Origin of the sequence: Kribbella sp. VKM Ac-2568 (genome assembly GCF_004345365.1) — a bacterium.
In the GTDB taxonomy this organism is placed as follows: domain Bacteria; phylum Actinomycetota; class Actinomycetes; order Propionibacteriales; family Kribbellaceae; genus Kribbella; species Kribbella orskensis.
The window spans coordinates 525,328-544,560 of sequence record NZ_SLVF01000001.1 but is presented as its reverse complement, the minus strand read 5'-3'; the positions used below and the strand labels follow the sequence as shown (position 1 = coordinate 544,560).

16 protein-coding genes are annotated in these 19,233 nt (G+C 69.0%); 12 read left to right on the top strand and 4 right to left on the bottom strand.

Annotated elements, in window-relative coordinates; translation table 11 throughout:
- Positions 1–18: 18 nt before the first annotated feature.
- Positions 19–3,219, top strand: a complete 3,201-nt coding sequence (locus EV648_RS02575) for a glycoside hydrolase family 3 N-terminal domain-containing protein (protein WP_132284586.1) — start codon at positions 19–21, stop codon at positions 3,217–3,219.
- A gap of 62 nt (positions 3,220–3,281) precedes the next feature.
- On the opposite strand, the gene EV648_RS02570 is transcribed toward EV648_RS02575, so the two are convergent.
- The 3 genes from EV648_RS02570 to EV648_RS02560 all read right to left on the bottom strand — a co-directional run bounded on the left by EV648_RS02570 (position 3,282) and on the right by EV648_RS02560 (position 7,142).
- Positions 3,282–5,426 (bottom strand): MMPL family transporter, encoded by a 2,145-nt coding sequence (locus EV648_RS02570; RefSeq protein WP_132284583.1) that lies wholly within the window; start codon positions 5,424–5,426, stop codon positions 3,282–3,284.
- A gap of 173 nt (positions 5,427–5,599) precedes the next feature.
- On the bottom strand, positions 5,600–6,535 hold the full coding sequence (locus EV648_RS02565; protein ID WP_241994829.1) for a GlxA family transcriptional regulator: 936 nt from the start codon (positions 6,533–6,535) through the stop codon (positions 5,600–5,602).
- 7 nt (positions 6,536–6,542) lie between these two features.
- Positions 6,543–7,142 carry a cysteine hydrolase family protein gene (locus EV648_RS02560; protein ID WP_199234392.1) on the bottom strand — a complete coding sequence of 200 codons (600 nt, stop codon included), beginning with the start codon at positions 7,140–7,142 and terminating at the stop codon, positions 6,543–6,545.
- Between the two features lie 156 nt (positions 7,143–7,298).
- On the opposite strand from EV648_RS02560, the gene EV648_RS02555 reads away from it, so the two are divergent.
- The 8 genes from EV648_RS02555 to EV648_RS02520 all read left to right on the top strand — a co-directional run bounded on the left by EV648_RS02555 (position 7,299) and on the right by EV648_RS02520 (position 14,426).
- Entirely contained in the window at positions 7,299–8,387 is a 1,089-nt protein-coding gene (locus EV648_RS02555; protein WP_132284581.1) for an aldose epimerase family protein, read from the top strand.
- An 89-nt stretch (positions 8,388–8,476) separates the two neighbouring features.
- Complete coding sequence (locus tag EV648_RS02550) at positions 8,477–10,234, top strand: histidine kinase (protein WP_132284579.1); 1,758 nt, start codon at positions 8,477–8,479, stop codon at positions 10,232–10,234.
- The gene (locus EV648_RS02545; protein ID WP_132284577.1) at positions 10,225–10,869 is read left to right on the top strand and encodes a response regulator transcription factor; all 645 of its coding nucleotides are present in this window, start codon (positions 10,225–10,227) and stop codon (positions 10,867–10,869) included. Before EV648_RS02550 ends, EV648_RS02545 begins: the two co-directional genes overlap by 10 nt.
- Positions 10,870–10,972: 103 nt before the next feature.
- Positions 10,973–11,923: an ABC transporter ATP-binding protein gene (locus tag EV648_RS02540; protein WP_132284575.1), complete on the top strand. Its 951-nt coding sequence runs from the start codon at positions 10,973–10,975 to the stop codon at positions 11,921–11,923.
- A complete protein-coding gene (locus tag EV648_RS02535; protein WP_132284573.1) occupies positions 11,920–12,642 on the top strand; it encodes a hypothetical protein in 723 nt (240 codons plus the stop codon). The genes EV648_RS02540 and EV648_RS02535 overlap by 4 nt, the downstream gene beginning before the upstream one ends.
- A 38-nt stretch (positions 12,643–12,680) precedes the next feature.
- Positions 12,681–13,484 (top strand): type II CAAX prenyl endopeptidase Rce1 family protein, encoded by an 804-nt coding sequence (locus EV648_RS02530; protein WP_132284571.1) that lies wholly within the window; start codon positions 12,681–12,683, stop codon positions 13,482–13,484.
- Positions 13,481–14,203, top strand: coding sequence for a hypothetical protein (locus tag EV648_RS02525; protein ID WP_132284569.1), 723 nt, complete (start codon positions 13,481–13,483; stop codon positions 14,201–14,203). The genes EV648_RS02530 and EV648_RS02525 overlap by 4 nt, the downstream gene beginning before the upstream one ends.
- Before the next feature lie 28 nt (positions 14,204–14,231).
- Positions 14,232–14,426, top strand: coding sequence for a hypothetical protein (locus tag EV648_RS02520; RefSeq protein ID WP_241994828.1), 195 nt, complete (start codon positions 14,232–14,234; stop codon positions 14,424–14,426).
- Between the two features lie 171 nt (positions 14,427–14,597).
- On the opposite strand, the gene EV648_RS02515 is transcribed toward EV648_RS02520, so the two are convergent.
- Complete coding sequence (locus EV648_RS02515; RefSeq protein WP_132284567.1) at positions 14,598–16,379, bottom strand: hypothetical protein; 1,782 nt, start codon at positions 16,377–16,379, stop codon at positions 14,598–14,600.
- Positions 16,380–16,575: 196 nt separating this feature from the next.
- Here EV648_RS02515 and EV648_RS02510 point away from each other — a divergent pair, with 196 nt between their 5' ends.
- The 3 genes from EV648_RS02510 to EV648_RS02500 all read left to right on the top strand — a co-directional run bounded on the left by EV648_RS02510 (position 16,576) and on the right by EV648_RS02500 (position 19,222).
- Positions 16,576–17,505: a phosphotransferase enzyme family protein gene (locus tag EV648_RS02510; protein ID WP_132284565.1), complete on the top strand. Its 930-nt coding sequence runs from the start codon at positions 16,576–16,578 to the stop codon at positions 17,503–17,505.
- A 104-nt stretch (positions 17,506–17,609) separates the two neighbouring features.
- A complete protein-coding gene (locus EV648_RS02505) occupies positions 17,610–18,593 on the top strand; it encodes a ring-cleaving dioxygenase (RefSeq protein ID WP_132284563.1) in 984 nt (327 codons plus the stop codon).
- Positions 18,590–19,222, top strand: coding sequence for an alpha/beta hydrolase (locus EV648_RS02500; RefSeq protein ID WP_132284561.1), 633 nt, complete (start codon positions 18,590–18,592; stop codon positions 19,220–19,222). The genes EV648_RS02505 and EV648_RS02500 overlap by 4 nt, the downstream gene beginning before the upstream one ends.
- Positions 19,223–19,233: the final 11 nt, after the last annotated feature.

Here is a 19,233-nt window from a genome sequence, read left to right as displayed (position 1 = left end):
CCCCTCGAGGAGTCGCCCATGCCCAGGTGGCCTGCCATCCCCCGACCGAACCGTCGCAGACCAGACCGTCGTACTGCGTTGCTCACCACCGCCGCGCTGCTGACCGGGTTGCTGCCTCTCGGGGTCGCCTCGCAGGCGGCGGCGGACGACCCGGTGCCGACCGTGCTGGCGGCGCTCGAGGGGGCGGAGCCGTTCGCCTCGCCGCCGAACGCCGGCATCTTCGGCTGGGGCAGTGACGCGGACGACCCGCCGACGATGGAACTGCAGGCGCGGGCCGACGCACCCGTCGGCGGGAAGGTGCTGCACGGCACCTACAACATCAGCGGGTACGGCGGGTTCAGCCACGACGTGACGTTCGACCAGAACCCCGGCGACTGGTCGGCGTACAAGGGCATCCGGTTCTGGTGGTACGGCCAGAACACCGCGCCGCTACCGCCGGGTTCGGGCAAGCGGATCTTCTTCGAGATCAAGGACGGCGGCGCGAACGCCGAGGCGTCCGAGCTCTGGAACACCAGTTTCACCGACGACTGGCAGGGCTGGCACCAGGTCGAGATCCCGTTCAGCGAGCTCGTCTACCGCGGTGACTACCAGCCGGTCGGCGGCATCGACCAGGTGCTGAACCTGACCCAGATGTGGGGCTACGCGTTCACCATGCCGGTCGGGACTCCTGGTGAGTTCGCGATCGACCAGGTCGAGGTGTTCGGCAAGGCCGACCCTGCGCTCAAGGCGAGCGTGGTCACCGACGCCGGCGTCTACCCGGTCAAGGAGGGCGGCACCGCGCAGGTCAAGCTCACCGTCGCCACCACCGGCAGTACTCCGCTCGAGGAGCCCGTCACGGTCGAGTACCGCACGGGAACGGGTACAGCCGGGGCCACGGACTACCTCCCGGTCTCCGGAGCCTTCACCTTTCCGGCCGGTTCTGCGTCCGGCACGTCCCAGCTCGTCAAGGTGGTCACCAAGATCGACAAGTCCGCGGAGGTCGCCGAGACGATCCCGCTGGAGCTCACTGTTATCGGCGCGAAGCCACCGGCAGCCATACCGCAGGTGGTCATCAACGCGCACGACCTGCCGTACCTGAACAGCAGACTCCCGGTGAAGACCAGGGTCAAGGATCTGCTCGGCCGGATGACGCTGGCGGAGAAGGTCGGCCAGATGACCCAGGCAGAGCGAAACGCGCTGCGCTCGAAGGCCGACATCGCGACGTACGCGCTCGGGTCGTTGCTTTCCGGCGGTGGCTCGGTGCCGACGCCGAACACGCCGGTCTCCTGGGCGGCGATGATCGACGGCTTCCAGCTGAACGCCCAGGCGACCCGGCTGCAGGTGCCGCTGATCTATGGCGTCGACGCGGTGCACGGGCACAACAACGTGATCGGCGCGACGCTCCTGCCGCACAACATCGGCATGGGCGCGACCCGCGACCCGGAGTTGTCCCGCCGGGCGGGCGAGCTGACCGCGACCGAGGTCCGCGCCACCGGCATCCCGTGGGACTTCGCGCCCTGCGTCTGCGTGGTGCGCGACGACCGCTGGGGCCGGGCGTACGAAGGCTTCAGCGAGGACCCGGCGCTGGTGAAGGCGATGGCCACCGTGATCACCGGCATGCAGGGGAAGGCCGACGGCAGCCAACTGGACCAGAACAACCACGTGCTGGCGACCGCGAAGCACTTCGTCGGCGACGGCGGTACGACGTACGGGTCGTCGACGACGGGCGCCTACAAGATCGACCAGGGCGTGACCGAGGTGACCCCGCAGCAGCTCGAGGCGATCCACCTCGACCCGTTCAAGACCTCGGTCGACCTGGGCGTCGGCACGGTGATGCCGTCGTACTCGAGCGTCGACATCATCGGTGACGACAAGGGTCCGGTGAAGATGCACGGAGATGCCGAGCTGATCAACGGCGTGCTGAAGCAGCGGATGGGCTTCGACGGGTTCGTGATCAGCGACTGGCAGGCGATCGACCAGCTGCCGGGCGACTACCCGAGCGACATCCGGACGTCGATCAACGCCGGGCTCGACATGATCATGGTGCCGACCAACTACCAGGCCTTCACCCAGGGGCTGACCGACGAGGTCACCGCCGGCCGGGTGACGCAGACCCGGGTGGACGACGCGGTCGGCCGGATCCTGACCCAGAAGTTCAAGCTCGGCCTGTTCGAGCACCCGTACGCCGACACGAGCAAGCTGAGCTCGATCGGTTCGGCGGCGCACCGGGCGGTCGCCCGGGAGGCGGCGGCCAAGTCGCAGGTGCTGCTGAAGAACCAGGACAACGTGTTGCCGCTGGCATCGACCGCGAAGGTCTACGTGGCCGGCAGCAACGCGAACGACCTGGGCAACCAGATGGGCGGCTGGAGCATCACCTGGCAAGGCGCCTCCGGCAACACCACGACCGGCACCACCATCCTCGACGGGATCAAGCAGGTGGTGCCGACGGCAACGTTCAGCCAGGACGCCTCGGCGCCGCTGGAGGGACACGACGTCGGTGTCGTAGTCGTCGGCGAGCGGCCTTACGCCGAAGGCATCGGTGACGTCGGCAACGGTCACGACCTGGCGCTGAGCGACGCCGACAAGGCAGCCGTGACGAAGGTCTGCGCAGCGATGAAGTGCGTTGTCCTGGTGGTCGCCGGACGTCCGCAGGTGATCGCCGACCAGCTCGGCGAGATCGATGCCCTGGTGGCTTCCTGGCTGCCCGGCACCGAAGGCGCCGGCATCGCGGATGTGCTGTTCGGCAAGCGCCCGTTCAGCGGTCGGTTGCCCGTTACCTGGGCGAAGTCCGAGGCGCAGCAGCCGATCAACGTCGGCGACGCGTCCTACGACCCGCAGTACCCGTATGGCTGGGGTCTGACCACTCAGGCGGCGGCTCGGCAGGAGCTGACCGACGCCAAGAAGGAACTGCTGCGCAAGGGCTTCCTGTCCCCGGACGTGCTGGCCGCGGTCATCTCCATCGACCTCGCTCTGCACGTGAAGGACTGGTCGAGGCCGCAGGCAACCACCGCGCTGGCAGCTCTCGGTCAGGCCGGCAAGTACCTGCAGCGGGCCAGGGTGGACTCGTTCGCCGATGACGACGCGGTGGTCTCAGCGGCCCGCTGGATCGCCCAGGACCAGATCGGCCAGAACCTGGACGAGGCCACCTCGAAGCTCACCTCCGACGCCGAGCACCTGGCGCTCAGCGGTGACCTGAACGGCGCGATCACCAAGCTGACCGCGGCGTACAAACTGAGGTAACAGCAAGGCGGGGCGGTGGGTCGCCAAGTTGCGACCCGCCGCCCCGCGGCGTTCGAGCAGTCCTAGACCGAGACCAACTCCGGCTCCCGGAGCTCAGGTGCGGCCGGCTCCTTGGAGAGCTTGTTCGGCCACCAGGCCTTGCGACCCAGCAGGACCATGATCGACGGCAGCATCACGATCCGGACGAGCGTCGCGTCGATCAGTACGGCGACCGCCAGGCCGACGCCCATCTGCTTCATCTCGATCATCCCCAGCGTGGCGAAGACGGCGAAGACCGACACCATCACGGCCGCCGCGCTCGTCACCACCCCGGCCGACTCGGTGATGCCCTTGCGGACCGCCTCCTGCGGGGACAACCCCTCCTGCACGCCCTCGCGGATCCGGCCCAGCACGAACACGTGGTAGTCCATCGACAACCCGACCAGGATCACGAACAGGAAGACCGGGATCCACGACACCACGAACCCGGGTGAGGTGAAGTCCAGCAACCCTTCGGCCCAGGTGTGCTGGAAGACCAGCGACAGGACGCCGAAGCAGGCAGCCACCGAAGCCAGGTTCAGCAGGGTCGTCACCAGCGCGATCGCCACGCTGCGGAAGGTGAACACCATCATCACCAGCGTCAGGGTCAGCACGAACGCGATCACGTACGGCAGTTGGTTGCGCTGGTGCTCCCCGTAGTCGACCGACGAGGCCGTCTCGCCGCCGACCGCCCACGTCGTACCGTTCAATGCCGCCGGAACCAGATCGTTCCGCAACCGCTCCAGCGCCACCCGCGCATCCTCGCTGGTGTCGGGCCGCACCGAGACCAGCGTCAGTACCGCGGTCTCGCCGCTCTTGCGGATCTCCTGGCCGGGCGTCACCACGAACTCGCCACTGTCCACCGCGGACTGCTGCACCTTCGCCAGCCCGGCAGCCGCATCCTTGCCCTTGGCAACCACGTCATACGCCATTCCCTCGGACGGGAAGTTCTGCTGCAGCGCCGTCATCGTCTTGACCTCGGGGATGGTCTGCGGCAGCGTGCTCAGACCACCCGGCTCCGTCTTCATCCCGAGCGCCGGTACTGCGAGCGCAACCACCGCGATGGCCGAGAGCAACAGCGCGACCTTGGGGAAGCGCAGTACCGGGGCAAGGATCCTGCGGCTGATGCCACCCGGACCGATCCGCCGGTTCAGCCGCCAGAGCAGCGGGACGCGCGGACGGTCCACCCGGTGACCCAGCTTCGCCAGCAGCGCCGGCAGCACGGTCAGCGAGCCGAGCACCGCGACTGCCACGACGACGATCGTTGCCGTCGCCATCGAGGAGAACACCGGGTCCTGGGCGACGTACAGGCCTGCCATCGAGACGATCACCGCGAGGCCGGAGACAACCACCGAGTGCCCCGAAGTCGCCGCCGCGATCTCGACGGCGTCCACCGTGCCGTGACCACGCCTGCGTTCCTCGCGCTCACGCTTCAGGTAGAAGAGCGAGTAGTCGACGCCGACCGCCATACCGATCAGGAGTACGACGTTCGCGACCGAGCCGCCATCGGGAAACAGGTAGGACAGCGGCGCGTAGAAGCCGAGCGCCGCGCCGACCGCCGAGAACGCCAGCAGGACAGGGATTCCAGCTGCGATCAAGGCGCCGAAGGCAAGCAACATCAATGCGAAAGTGATCGGCAGGCTGAGCTTCTCGGCCCGGGCCAGGTCGGACCCGACCTGCTTCCAGATGCCGGCGTCCAGCGACGCGCTACCGGTCTGCTCGATCTGCAGCGACGAGTTGGCCTTCTGCACTTCGGCAGTCGCGGAGACCAGCTTGTCGACGTTGTCGGCGGCATCGTCCACGGACCCCTTCAGCTGGATCGGCAGCAACGCGGCCTTGCCGTTCTCGGCCCAGACCGGCTGCCCGACTCCGTCCACGGCGTCGATCGCGGTGATCTTCTGGCGAAGCTGGTTCAGCGCCGTGGTGGCCGCGGCCTTGTCCAGCGGGCCGTCCTTGTCGGTGAGGAGGACGGTCTCGCTCGGCTTGTCCTCGAGGTTCGCCTGCCGGACCAGTTCCGACGCGACGCCGGACTGCCCGATCCAGGTGTCGTCCGCCTTGGTCTGCTGTTTCGGAATCACGGCCGACATCCCGACCGCGACGACGACGAGCAACAGCCAGAGGCCGATCGCCCGCCATGGGTGGGTAGCACTCCAGCGCGCGACGCGCACCGTCACCGATCCCCTGCTCATCCTGGTTCTACCTCTCGCCGGCCCCGCCCGGGCACCATGCCCGCTCGTGTATGAGCCTGGCGTGAACGGCGATGGATCTCAGGAGTGCAAAGCCCCGTCGCATGGGGGTGCTAGGTCTACCCCTTCTCGGTATCGGACCGGCCGGGCGCGGGTACGGCGTACCGGAGTACGGGTCAGCTGGCGGCGGCTGGGCGGGAGCGGAGGCGGCGGAGCATGCGGGCGTCTTCGAAGCCGACGGCGCGGGCTGCTGCTTCGACGGTGGCTCCGTGGCCGATCAGGTGTTCGGCGCGTTCCAGCCGGAGGAGTTGCTGGTAGCGCAGCGGGGTGAGACCCGTCGCGGTGGTGAAGATCCGGGTCAGGGTGCGCTCGCTCACCCCGGCTCCCCTGGCCAGGTCGGACAACCTCAACTGCTCGGCGTACCGGCTGTCGATCACGTCCTGGACCCGGTGTGCGAGATCGCTCAGGTGCCCGCGGTGGCGCAGCATCGCGCTGTCCTGCAGCTCGTCGCCGTTGCGCCGCGCGTAGACGACCATCTCGCGCGCCACCCGGGCGGCGGCCTCGGCACCCCGGGCGACCGCGATCAGGTGCAGCGCGAGGTCGATCCCGCTGGCGATCCCGGCGGAGGTGATCACCCGATCGTCCACGACGTACAGGACGTCGCGGACGATGTCGCCCTTCGGGTACCGCGCGGCGAGCTCGTCGGTCAGGTCGTGGTGAGTGGTGTACTTCCGGCCGTCCAGCAGACCGGACGCCCCGAGCGCGTCGGCCCCGGAGCACACGCTCGCGACCGAACCACCCGCCGCGTGATGAGCACGCAGACGCTGCTTCGTCATCGCGGCGATCGGGGTGTTCGGCGACAACCGCGGCGACCGCCATCCCGGTACGACGACCAGGTCGGCCGGGCCGAGCGCCGGCCACTCCAGACTCGCCCGGATCGGAACACCCTGCGCGGTGGTGATCTCCTCGGCCTCGGCCACGTAGTACAGGTCGTACCCGTAGCCGAGGTCGTTCGCGGTGGAGAAGGCCTGGGCCGGACCGGCCAGGTCCAGTAGGTGCAGTTTGGGCACCAGGAAGAACACGACCTTGGTGGGCATGATCCGGTCAGACATGATCCGATCAGGATGGCACGGGCAGCGCGGCCACCTCGTCCAGTGTCCGGATGGTGGCGAACCGGCCGGCCAGCGCGTACTCGGTGCGCTCCACGATCACCTCGGGACTCAGCGTCCGCGGATCGGCCAGGACCTCCTCGAGCGAGGCATCGGCGGGCATCGTCCAGTGCGGCAGCGGCGTGGTCGCGGTGGCCTCGGTGACGAACACGACCTCGTAGCCCAGGTCCGAGGCCACCCGGGTGGTCGTCTCGCAGCACTGCTCGGTCCGGATGCCGCTGATCACGACCTCCCGAATGCCGTGCTGGGTGAGCAACTGCTGCAGATTCGTCGTGGTGAAGGCGTTGTGGGAGGTCTTCGTGATCACCGGTTCACCGGCGATCGGCTCAAGCCCGTCGATCAGCCGGACGTGGCCCTTGGCGGGGTCGAAGACACCACCGGTACCGGGTTCGGTGTGCAGCACCCAGACGACCAGATCGCCCTTGGCTCTGGCGGCGTCGACGAGGAGGTTCACCCGGTCGGCAATGTCGGGGTGGTTCACCGCACTCCAGTTCGGGCGGGCGCGGAAGGATTCCTGGACGTCGATCACGATCAGTGCTGTCTGGGTCATGCGTCTCATCGTGAGGCGTCGGCCCGGTCTGGGAGAAGGCCGCATCGCGCCTGGGACCGGACGGATCTGGTCAGCACTGCGTGAGCCGTCGCCCAGAGGGTTGAGTCATCGGACGAATTCGCACCGTTACCAACGATTCCGGATAGGGTCGCGGCCATGGGTTCACAGCGCGGTCATGGCCGGCTCGAGATCCGCAAGGATCCGTTCGGCACCACCCCCGAAGGCGAGCGAGTGGACATCTACACGTTCACCAACGGCCGGGTCACCGTCTCGATGCTGACCTGGGGCGCCACCATCCAGCGGGTCGAGACGCCCGACCGGCGCGGCCACACCGAGAACATCTGCCTCGGCTTCGACAACCTGCCCGACTACGCGGCCCTCAGCCCGTACTTCGGGGCCACCGTCGGCCGCTACGGCAACCGGATCGCGAAGGGCCGGTTCACCCTCGACGGCCAGACTTACCAGATCCCGATCAACAACGGCGAGAATGCCCTGCACGGCGGCACGATCGGCTTCGACAAGAAGGTCTGGAAGGCGAAGGTGGTGAAGTCCTCCGATGCGGTCGGGGTGGCCTTCACCTACGTCAGCCCCGACGGCGAGATGGGCTTCCCGGGCGAACTGACCAGCACCGTCACGTACACGCTCGACAAGGAAGACAACCTGCGGATCGACTACCTGGCTAGCGTGGCCGGCAAGGCGACCGTGCTCAACCTGACGAACCACGCCTACTTCAACCTCGCGGGCGAGGGCAGCGGCTCGATCGACGGGCACATCCTGCAACTGAACGCCCCGTCGTACACGCCGGTCGACGCGGGCCTGATCCCGACCGGCGAGATCGCCCCGGTCGCGGGGACGCCGTTCGACTTCAACAAGCCGACCGCGATCGGCAAACGGATCCGGGACGACCACCCCCAACTGGTGATCGGGCGTGGGTACGACCACAACTTCGTCCTCGGCCAGCCCGACCACGACGGCATGCGCTTCGCCGCCCGCTTCTGGGAACCGGAGGGAGGCCGCACGGTCACGGTCCACACAACTCAGCCGGGCGCCCAGTTCTACAGCGGCAACTTCCTCGACGGCACCTTCCAGGGCATCGGCAACAAGTCCTACCGCCAGGGCGACGCCTTCGCCTTCGAGACCCAGCACTTCCCCGACTCCCCCAACCAGCCGAACTTCCCCTCCACAGTCCTCCGCCCCGGCCAGACCTTCACCTCCACCACCACCTACACCTTCGACACCAAGTAGCACCCCCCGGGTCGAGGGTCGGCGGAGGTCGGGCATTGCCTCGGCCGGGTGATGGGAGCAGGCTGACCGGTGGAGGATGGGGTGGGTCTGTGGCCTCGGCATCGACGCTCGAACCGGCTGGGCGGCTGCCGCATGGCCCGGGGCCGTTGGCTCTGTGGGCGACCGTCGTCGGGGGACTCGCCACGCTGGTTGTCTCGATCGTCCTCGCGATGGCCGGTGACGAACTGGTCCGGCCCGGGCTGCAGGCGTTCCTGTTCAACTGGATCACCGTCCCGTACCTGATCAGCGGAGCCATCGCCTGGTGGCGCCGGCCCGCCAGTAGGCTCGGTCCGCTGATGATCGCGACGGCGTTCGTGATGGCGCTGACCGCCCTGCAGTGGTCGGCGGTGCCCATCCTGCTGTCCCTCGGTCACCTGCTCGACATGCTGCCGTCGGCGATGTTCCTGCACGTCTTCCTGGCCTATCCCAGCGGACGGCTGGAGGGCCGGCCGCGACAGGTGGTCGTGCTTGCCGGGTACGCCGTCGCCGGGATCCTGCAGCTCGCGAAGGTCATGCTCGGGATCAATCCGGACAGCCTGTTCGCGGTCACGGAGAACCCGGCTGCGGCCGCTCGGATCGAGCAGTTCCAGCTGATCGCGATGAGCGCGCTGCTGCTGATCGGCGCCGCCCTGCTGCTCCGGCGGCCGATCGCGAGCCAGACGCGCCGACGCCCGGCCGCGCTGCTGGTGGACACCTTCGGCCTGGCGCTGATCATGCTCGCCATCCTCTTCATCGCCGGTCTTCGTGGCTGGGCACACGTCGAGACCGTCCGGCACATCACCTTCGCGGCACTCGGGCTCGCGCCGGTCGCGTTCCTGCTGGGCCTGCTGGACGCGCGGCTGGCCCGGACCGATGTCGGCGGGCTGCTACTCGAGCTGCGTGCGGAGCCGACCAAAGATCTGCGCGAACCACTGGCCCGGGCTCTGCACGATCCCTCGTTGCGCCTCGCCTACTGGCTGCCGCAGTACGGGAGTTGGGCCGATGCCGAAGGGCATGCCGTCACCCTGGCCGGTCCCGGGGACGGAAGGGCGACGCGGGTGATCCACCGCGACGGCGAGCCGGTCGTCGCGCTCGAGTTCGACCGGTCGCTCGAGGACGAGCGGGAACTGCTGGATGCCGTGGCCGCGGCGGCCGGCATCGCCCTCGAGAACAGCCGGCTGCAGGCCGAGCTCCGAGCCCGGCTGCGCGAGCTGCAAGGGTCACGAGCACGCGTTCTCGACGCCGGTCAGAAGGAGCGGCAGCGACTCGAGCGCAACCTGCACGACGGTGCCCAGCAGCGCCTGGTCGCGCTGGCGCTCGAGCTCGGGCTGATCGCCGGCGGCTCCGCGACCGAGACCGAGACGGAGACCAGGGCACGGCTGCTGCGAGCGAAACAGGAGATCAGCGTCTCGCTGGACGAACTCCGCGACGTGGCACGCGGCATCCATCCCGCCGTGCTGACCGGTCACGGGCTGGCCGTCGCGCTGGAGTCCCTGGCCGCGCAGGGCGCAGTACCGGTCGCACTGGACGTCGAAGTCGGTGGTCGGCTGCCCGAGCGGGTCGAGGTCGCCGCGTACTACGTGGTCAGCGAGAGCCTGACCAACATCGGCAAACACGCGCACGCGAAGAACGCATCCGTCCGGGTCACCCGGTCAGCCGGAAAGGTAGTCGTCGAAGTGACCGACGATGGTCTCGGCGGTGCGGACACCGAGCGCGGGACCGGCCTGCGCGGGCTCGCCGACCGGGTCGAGGCGGTCGGCGGCCGGTTGCGGGTCTGGAGTCCTGCCGGTGGCGGGACCCGGCTGGAAGCGGAGATCCCATGCGAGTAGCGATCGCCGAGGACAGCGTCCTGCTGCGCGAGGGAGTGACCCGGATCCTGACCGAGGCAGGGCTCGAGGTGGTCGCGGCGTACGACAACGCCGACGACCTGCTCAGGTACGTGCGCAGCTTCCCGCCGGAGGTCGCGATCCTCGACATCCGGTTGCCGCCCACGCACAACGACGAGGGCATGCGCGCCGCTCTGCAGATCCGGGAACGCCACCCGGAGGTCGGCGTCCTGGTGCTGTCGCAGTACCTCGAGCTCGGGCTGGCCATGCAACTCCTGTCGGAGTCCGCCGAGGGTGTCGGCTACCTGCTGAAGGACCGGATCAGCGACGTCGACGACTTCACCGGCGCGGTCCGGCGGGTGGCCGGCGGCGGTTCGGCCATCGATCCGAAGATCGTCTCCACTCTGCTGCAGCGGCGGCGCGGCGACGATCCGCTCGCTCTGCTCACCCCGCGCGAGCGCGAGGCGCTGGAGCTGATGGCTACCGGCGCCTCCAACCAGGGCATCGCCGACGCGCTGGTGATCACCCTGCGGGCCGCGGAGAAGTACGTGTCCGGCATCTTCACCAAGCTCGGTATCCCGTCCACTCGCAGCGAGTCCCGCCGGGTGCTGGCCGTCCTGCTCTACCTGCGCGCCTGACGACGGACACCAGAAACCCGTACCCCACCTCCACCGGCTGACCGGGCTGCCGAACGCGCCCGCCGGGGCGAGTCTCGACGGAGACGCTGCCAGTGGAGGAACGATGCTCAAGACCCGAATCATCCAGAACGAGCCCACCGGGGCCGGCCGATCGCCGTCGATCATCGAGGTCGACGGACTGAGCAAGGACTACGGCTCGGTGCGGGCGGTGGACCGGCTCAGCTTCTCGGTCAGCGCCGGGACGATCACCGGTTTCCTCGGTGCCAACGGCTCCGGCAAGACGACGACGCTGCGGGCTCTGCTCGGACTCGTCGCACCGACCGAGGGCAACTGCCGCATCGACGGCCGCCGGTACCGCGACCTCCGCCGGCCGCTGAGCACCGTCGGGTCGATGCTCGAGGCAACGACTCATCCGGCCCGGACCGCGCGGAACCACCTGGCGATGCTCGCGGCCGAGGCCGGCGCATCGCGCTCACGGGTCGGTTCGCTGCTGGAACTGGTCGAACTCGACGCCGCAGCCGACCGCCGGGTCGGCGGCTTCTCCCTCGGAATGCGCCAGCGGCTAGGTCTGGCCGGCGCCCTGATGGGCGATCCCGCGGTTCTGGTCCTGGACGAGCCCGCGAACGGTCTCGACCCCGAAGGCATCCGCTGGCTGCGCGAGTTCCTGCGCGGTCTGGCCGCGGAGGGCCGCACGATCCTGCTCTCGAGTCACGTGCTGGCAGAGGTCGCGCAGACCGTGGACGACGTCGTGGTCATCAAGGCCGGTCGGCTCGTCACCCAAGCTCCGCTCGACACGCTCCTCGCGGCGCACGCGTCGCACCAGGTGCGCGTCCGTACTGCGCAGCCGGACGTGCTGGTCACCGCCCTGGCCGCCGCCGGGTTCACCGGAATCGCCGGACCGGACGGCGCGGTCGTCGTCACCGGTTGCCCGCCCGAACAGATCGGCCGGCTGGCGCTCGAGCACGGCCTCGTGCTCTCCGAGATCACCGACGAGACCCCGAGCCTCGAGGACACCTTCCTCGCGCTCACCACGCAATCCGAGGAGATCCGATGATCACGCTGATTCACTCCCAGGTCCTCGGTCTGCGGACGCTCCGCAGTACCTACGGCGTCCTGCTCGGCGCAGTGGCCGCCGTACTGGTCATGGTCCTCGCCGACCTCGGCACCAATCTCGGGGTCGCCTACGTCGAGCCGGTCGAGGTACGCGAGCCGGTGATGATCACGGTCGGCGTCATCGTCACGATCATCGTCTGCCTGTACGCCGCGAGCGGGGTCGCGGGCGACTACCGGTACGGCACCATCACCCAGCGCCTCCTCGCCGCGCCCCGCAGGTCACGCCTGCTGATGGCGAGTCTGGCCACCTACACGGCGTTCGCCATCGTCGTCGGCGCGGCCGCGATGGGTCTGGCCCTGGCGATCGCACAACCACTCGTCGCAGCCGAGGACCTCACGCTCGGGCTGACCCCCGTGATCGTCGTGAGCGCCATCGCCACCGTCCCGCTGTTCGCCATCGTCGGCGTCAGTATCGGCACCATCTGCCGCAGTCAGGCCGCCGCGGTGCTCGTCATCGTCGGCTGGTTCCCGGCCGAGAGGTTGCTCGGGCTGGCGCTCGGCGACTGGGTGGCCTACCTCCCCTACGGCCTGATCAACCAGTTGCTCGGCCTCGACGGCGCCACCTTGGGCCGCGGTACGGCAGTCCTCTGTCTCAGCGGCTACGCGGCCGTGTCCGCCCTGCTCGCCGCGGCTGTCCTCGCTCGCCGTGACGTGAGCTAGGGCCGGCCTCATCCACCTTTGATCCAAGGAGATCCATCATGTCCTTCATCCGCAATCACCCCGTCTTCACCTTCTTCGTGCTGGCTTACGCGCTGGCCTGGGGAGCAGTCCCGTTCGGCAGCTTCTTCGCCCCCGGCGCCCTGGTCGCCGCCCTCGTCGTCGTCTTCCTCACCGAAGGAGTCGCAGGTCTCCGGAGCATCGGAGTACGGGTGATCCGCTGGCGGGTCCGGTGGGTCTGGTACGTCGCCGCGATCGCCGTACCGCTCCTGGTCCACTTCGTCACCATCTCGATCAACCAGGCGCTGGGCGCGACCGCACCTTCCACCGGTCAGTTCACGCCGTGGTACGGGCTCGCCTTGGTGATCGGCATGAACATGGTCGACCCGTTCAGCGGCCCGCTCAACGAAGAGCCCAGCTTCCGCGGCTTCGCCCAGCCGAGACTCCAGGCGAACCGCACCCCGCTCGCCGCCACCGCGATCATGGCCGCCGCGATCACCGGCTGGCACGTGCCTTTGTTCTTCATCTCCTCGTTCGGGCTGCATCCCCACGAGGCGCTGACCACCATCGCCCTCACCTTCTGGTACGCGTGGTTGTTCAACCACGCCGTCGGCAGCGTCCTCATCACCCTCATCGCCCACGCCACCGAAGGCAGCATCAACACGTCCGATCTCTGGTCCGCCGGCGCCGACGCTTCCCGCGAGAGCTGGCTGTACGCCGCGGTGTGGTGTGCCCTGGCCGTCGGCCTGCTGGTCTTCAACCGCCACTTCTGGACCAGTCCCGCCCCCGTCGACAGTATCGAGCCCGTTCGTCGCCCGGCCACGGTCACGGAGGCCGTCTCATGACCACCACACCGATCGCCCCGGTACCGGCCACCACACCACCCCGCTCCCGGAACGGCCCGCGTGCACTGCTGGTCAGCCTGGGCACCCTCCTGATCCTGACCGGCGTCATCCTGCTGGCCATCGGCGGAACCGCCGTGTGGGCGAACCAGCAGCGCGACGATGACGGCTACTTCCGGGCCGGCCCCGAGCGGGTCAGCACGGAGACCTCCGCGGTGTCCGTCCCCTCGCTCGAGCTGAGCGGCGCCGGCCCCGACGACCTGTACGCCGACGACTTCCTGGGGGACGTCCGGATCCAGCTGGAGTCGAGGAACAACGGAGTACCGCTGTTCGTCGGCATCGGCCCGGCCGCCGAGGTGGCGAAGTACCTCGACGGCTTTGGTCATGACGAGGTCTCGGACATCGCGGTCGATCCCTTCGAGGTCGTGACCACGACCCTCCCGGGTGGACGGCCGACCGCAGCTCCGGCCACGCAGTCCTTCTGGGTCGCCTCCGACACGGGAACCGGAGCCCGGACGCTCGGCTGGAACGCAACCGAGGGCGACTGGGCCGTCGTGATCATGAACGCCGACGGATCACCGGCCGTCGACGTCGACGTCAGCGTCGGCGGCAAACTCCCCGCCATCCAGGGCATCGCCGTCGGCGCCCTGATCGGCAGCGCCCTGCTGCTGACCCTCGGCACCGCCGTCATGATCTCGGCTCTTGGGCTTTCCCGCCGCTAGCCTCGGAGGCGAGCGAGAGGGGTGGGCGATGACCGTGCTGGCGGAGTACGACGAGGCGTGGCCGGGGCAGTTCGCGGAGATGGCCCGCATCGAGTTGCAGGAGTCCCTGCTCGCCCTCCTCCGCCGTTTCCCCGACCTGAGCCTGGCCAAGCCCGCCGAGGACCTCGAATGGCGCCGCGTCCTGGTCAGCGGCCTCGCGGAACTCCCCGCGAACCTGGGATAACCCTCCCGCTGAGGGAGGCAGCCGGTACGACGTACGCCGCGTGGGCAGTCGGTTGACGACAGCTCCGCGCCGACGGCGCTGACGAGCATTGCGAGGTTGGTCCAGCCGCAGGCGCACACCCGACGGGGGAAGTTGCCTGGATCAAGCAACTTCCCCCGTCGGGTGTGGAGCTCAGTTCTGCGAGTTGGAGACCAGCGTGAGGTTGCTGGTCCCGTGTTCTGCGTCGTACTGCGTGATGAAGTCCCCGGCGTCCTTGATGGTCGAGGCGATCGCGGAGGCGAGGGTCTCGGCGTTGCGCGGACGGTCCGACGGCCAGTCGGACAGCAGGGCCCAGGCGCGCATCCGCTTCTTGTCCAGGTCGCCGCGGGACGATGCGGCCTTCGGCGCGGGCCGGGGTGACGAACTGGCCGACGTGGTCCGGGAGGTCACCTCGCGGGCGACGACGGCGGGCTCCTCGACCTGAGCCGGGACCAGCTCGGGCTCCGGGGCCGCGACGACCTTCGGCTCTTCGGCCACCGGGGCGACCGACTGCGGAACAGTGTTGCGCACCACGGTCTTCGGCTGCTTCTTGACCGGTGCAGGCTTGGCTACGGCCGGCCTCGCGGCAGGCTTCACGACCGGCTGCGGCGCCGCCTGCACGACGTGCTGCTCCTCGACCGCCACCGGCTCCGTAACCACAGGCTGCTGCTCGACGACAGGCTGCGAAACGACAGGCTGCGAGACGGCAGGCTGCGAAACGACAGGCTGGGGAACGGCAGGCGGTGCGGACGGCTGCGGCTGGGCGAAAGGCGACTCGGGACGCGGCTTGGCCACGACCGGCTGCTGGGCCGCGGCAGCGGCGGCCGCTTCCTCGACCACCTCGGCGTCGTGCGCCTCGTCCGTGGTCCGGTCGTAGGGGAGGTAGTCGACGGCCATCAGTTCGCCGGTCATCGCCTCGCCCCACTGCTCGTCGTCCCGAATCGGCACGCCACCGGTCGGACGGATCCGCTGGGCCGGCAGCTGCTGTACCGGGATCTGCTGCACCGGCGGCGGGGTGGTGCCCTCGACCACCCAGACCGCGGCGCGGAGATCGGTCCGCTCTTCCTGGACCGGCTGCGGCTCGGGCTCCGGCGGGGGCGGGGAGATCGCCAGCGTCAGTTTGTTCGTGACGACCTCGTAGTTGATCCGCTCCTCGAGCATCCCGGCCAGCCGGTCCGCGTCGTACGTCGTCTCGGCGATCTTCGCGAGTCGCTCGTCCTGGTGCTCGGAGCGGATGTACTCGGCAACGGTCCCGGCGATCGCGTCGCGGCGCGCGTTGTTGCGCATCTGCACACGGGCCACCCGGAGGCTCTCGTACAGGCCGTAGCCGTGCTCCAGCGCCAGGCCCCGGGCCAGCCAGGTGACCTTGGGCTCCCGCGCCCACTGCACCACGCCGTACACAGGGCCGGTGGTCGCCATCTGCCCGGCGCGGCGCAGCGCGTCACGGCGGCGGGCGGAGCTGTGGATCAGCCAGAGCACGTAGGCGAACGCGGACAGTCCGCCGAAGCCGAAGGCGAGGAACCGCTCCTCCGGCCGCCAGTGGCCTACCACGTTGAAAACGAGCGCGACGACAGCCGCGAACAACGACATGGCCCGGTAGGCATAGGCCTGCTCACCCTTGCGCCGGCGCAGGTCGGCGAGGGCGGCGGTGGCGACGCCACCGAGTTCGATGACGGCGACCGCTGGGGTGACGAGGGCGATCTTGAGGAACGGCGAGAAGCCTTCCTCCGGCCAAGGGATGTGGGTGACGCCGGCCCAGACCTGACCGACGAGGGCGGCGGTTGCCGCGGTGGCATAGAAGGCGTAGGCGACTTTGTCAGCACCTGTGAGGGGTACGTTGGCGAGCTCGCCAGTACTGGTGCTGGATGTGTTCTCCTGCAAGACGTGGTCTCCTGACCGGTTTGGGCTCTCCGGCAGTTCGTCGGTGATGGTCATGCGATGCCTCCCCAGGTGGCTGGATGAGGCTACCGGTTCCGGGGCCTTCAGGGGGAGGTGATCCGGGCAACGATTCCGTTCCTGCCCGCGAAAGGCAACTTTTACACCTGCCGTCCACCCTGTGGATACCCGTCGCAGGCCATTTCCGGAGGTTATTCCCAGGCATTCCGTCCGGCGCGCGCGTAGGGTCGGCCGCGTGATTCCGACGCTCCGGTCGCTGCCCGATCCATTGGCCCTGCGCAACCATCTCGCCGGAGTCTACGACCTCCCCTTCACCACCTGCACGTTGCTCCGCTCGCTCGTGAACGACGTTTACGAACTGGCCGCGCCGGACGCCCGGTACGTCCTCAAGCTGTACCGCACGGGCGGCTGGGAACCGGACGAAATCCTTTGGGAGACAGGGCTTTCGGCACATCTGGCCGCCGACCTACCGGTCCCCCGGGTCCACCTGTTGGCCGACGGCAACGAGGTCGGCCTGCTCGATTCGGCCGAGGGCCGGCGCCCGTTCGTCCTCTCCGAGTTCGTCACCGGCACCAAGCCGCGACCACCTTTCACCGACGACCTGTACTCCGGGTTCGGCCGGCTGGTGGCTCGCTTCCACGCGGCCGCCGACACCTTTTCCTCGCCGAATCCCCGCCGCCCGTCCGACCTCCGCCGGCGGCTGGATGAACCTTTGGCGCAGATTCGCCCGTTCCTTGCCGCCGCGGAGGAAAACCTGCTCCTGGACCTGGCCAACGCAGTACGGAGCAACATCGCGCAGTACTCCGAGGAGCTGAGCTGGGGTGTTTGCCACGGCGACGTCAGCCTCGACAACGTGCTGATCACCGACGACGGACTCGCGCTGCACGACTTCGATCTGTCCGCCGAGGGATACCGCGCGGCCGACTTCACCGGCGTCGCCGCGACCCCGCACTGGCCGGCCTTCCTCCGCAGCTACCGCGAGCACCGCCCGATCTCCGAGGCCGACCTGGCCGCCATTCCGTACCTCGCCGTGGTCGGGCGCATCTTCAACCTCCGCTTCCACCTGATCGACAAGCCAATGATCCGCGGTACCGAGTCCCGGGGTGAGGGATGGGCCGACGAGGAGCTGGCAGCCCTCCGCCGGGCCGCCGACGACCTCCTCTGACCGCAGCCGGTGAGATCTGTTCACCTTCCGCCACGGGACTACTTTCCGGAGCCGTGAAGGGGCAAGCTGGATCCTGGGGGCAGCGAGCGAAAGGGGACGAGCGGATGGCTGCAGCGGTCGCACCACACGGGCTTCACCACGTCACTGCCATTGCGGAGGATCCGCAACGGAATGTCGACTTCTACACCACGGTGCTGGGGCTGCGCCTGGTCAAGCGGACCGTCAACTTCGACGCCCCCGACACCTATCACCTGTACTACGGCGACGAGTCGGGCAAGCCGTCCACCCTGCTGACGTTCTTCCCGTGGCCGGGAGTCGACCAGGGCAGGCAGGGCACCGGCCTGACCACGGCCACCGCGTTCAGCATCCCGCCGGAGACGCTCGGCTGGTGGCAGACGCGCCTCAGGGATCTCGGCGTCGACGCGGATGCCCCGGTCGCGCGCTCCGACGAGGAGGTCCTGCGGCTGCGTGATCCCGACGGCCTGGTGATCGAGCTGGTCGCGTCCGACGGCGACTCCCGCTCCGGGTGGGACGGCGCTGCCGCCGTACCGGCCGACAACGCGATCCGGGGCCTGTTCTCGGTGACCATGACGGAGCAGGACCTCGACCCCACGGCCGAGATGCTCAACGGCCTGCTGGGGATGGAGTACGGCCACAACACCACCGATCGGACCCGGTTCATGATGTCCGGCCAGGAGGGCGGCACCGACGACGGAACGGCGGTGGATGTCCTTCCCAGCAAGGCGTCCCGGGGTCTGCAGGCCGCCGGTACGGTCCACCACATCGCTTTCCGGGCGCCAGACCGTGAGACCCAGGCGAGATGGCGGCTCGAGCTGATCGATGCCGGCATCCAGGTCACCGAGATCCTCGACCGGCAGTACTTCACCTCGATCTACTTCCGCGAACCGGGCGGCGTCCTGCTGGAGATCGCGACCGACCAGCCCGGGTTCACCGTGGACGAACCGCTGCTGGAGCTCGGTCAGCACCTCAAGCTTCCGCCGTGGCTGGAGCCGAACCGCGAGCAGATCCAGAACTCGCTGCCGACCCTCCGCGTGCCACCTCCGACGCCGGAAGAAGTCGACCGATGAGTGACGACGCGCTCCAGCGGCCCCATGTCTGGGAGCCCGGGTCGGGCAGTCCCCCGCTCCTGCTGCTGCACGGCACCGGCGGCGACGAACACGACCTGCTCGTACTGCGGGAGCACCTCGCGCCCGACGCCCCGGTGCTGTCACCACGCGGCACCGTGTCGGAGCACGGAATGGCCCGGTTCTTCCGCCGGGTCCGTGAGGGCGTGTTCGACGAGGACGACCTCCGGCACCAGACGGATGAGCTCGCCGCCTTCCTCACCGCCGCCGAGCAGAAGTACGGCGTGGCGGCAGGCTCCTGGCTGGCCGTCGGCTTCTCGAACGGAGCCAACATGGCCTCCGCGCTGCTCCTGCGCCATCCCGAGTCACTCGCCGGCGCAGTACTCCTCGCCGCAATGGTGCCCTTCCAGGATGACGAGCCGCAGGACCACGCACTCGCCGGCAAGCCGGTTCTGATCGTCAACGGCAACCGCGACCCGATGGCCACCCCCGCGCAGACCAGCCGCCTCACCGAACAGCTACGCCGCCGCGACGCAAAGGTCGAACTCCTCTCCTTCGACGGCGGCCACACCATCCACGGCGACCAACTCCCCGCCATCAAGGAGTTCATCGAAACCCACACACCCCACTGACCACACAAGCG

Coding starts and splice junctions, on each gene's coding strand:
- EV648_RS02575 (WP_132284586.1), top strand. CDS start 19: ATGCCCAGGTGGCCTGCCATCCCCCGACCGAACCGTCGCAGACCAGAC.
- EV648_RS02570 (WP_132284583.1), bottom strand. CDS start 5,426: ATGAGCAGGGGATCGGTGACGGTGCGCGTCGCGCGCTGGAGTGCTACC.
- EV648_RS02565 (WP_241994829.1), bottom strand. CDS start 6,535: ATGTCTGACCGGATCATGCCCACCAAGGTCGTGTTCTTCCTGGTGCCC.
- EV648_RS02560 (WP_199234392.1), bottom strand. CDS start 7,142: ATGACCCAGACAGCACTGATCGTGATCGACGTCCAGGAATCCTTCCGC.
- EV648_RS02555 (WP_132284581.1), top strand. CDS start 7,299: ATGGGTTCACAGCGCGGTCATGGCCGGCTCGAGATCCGCAAGGATCCG.
- EV648_RS02545 (WP_132284577.1), top strand. CDS start 10,225: ATGCGAGTAGCGATCGCCGAGGACAGCGTCCTGCTGCGCGAGGGAGTG.
- EV648_RS02540 (WP_132284575.1), top strand. CDS start 10,973: ATGCTCAAGACCCGAATCATCCAGAACGAGCCCACCGGGGCCGGCCGA.
- EV648_RS02535 (WP_132284573.1), top strand. CDS start 11,920: ATGATCACGCTGATTCACTCCCAGGTCCTCGGTCTGCGGACGCTCCGC.
- EV648_RS02530 (WP_132284571.1), top strand. CDS start 12,681: ATGTCCTTCATCCGCAATCACCCCGTCTTCACCTTCTTCGTGCTGGCT.
- EV648_RS02525 (WP_132284569.1), top strand. CDS start 13,481: ATGACCACCACACCGATCGCCCCGGTACCGGCCACCACACCACCCCGC.
- EV648_RS02520 (WP_241994828.1), top strand. CDS start 14,232: ATGACCGTGCTGGCGGAGTACGACGAGGCGTGGCCGGGGCAGTTCGCG.
- EV648_RS02515 (WP_132284567.1), bottom strand. CDS start 16,379: ATGACCATCACCGACGAACTGCCGGAGAGCCCAAACCGGTCAGGAGAC.
- EV648_RS02505 (WP_132284563.1), top strand. CDS start 17,610: ATGGCTGCAGCGGTCGCACCACACGGGCTTCACCACGTCACTGCCATT.
- EV648_RS02500 (WP_132284561.1), top strand. CDS start 18,590: ATGAGTGACGACGCGCTCCAGCGGCCCCATGTCTGGGAGCCCGGGTCG.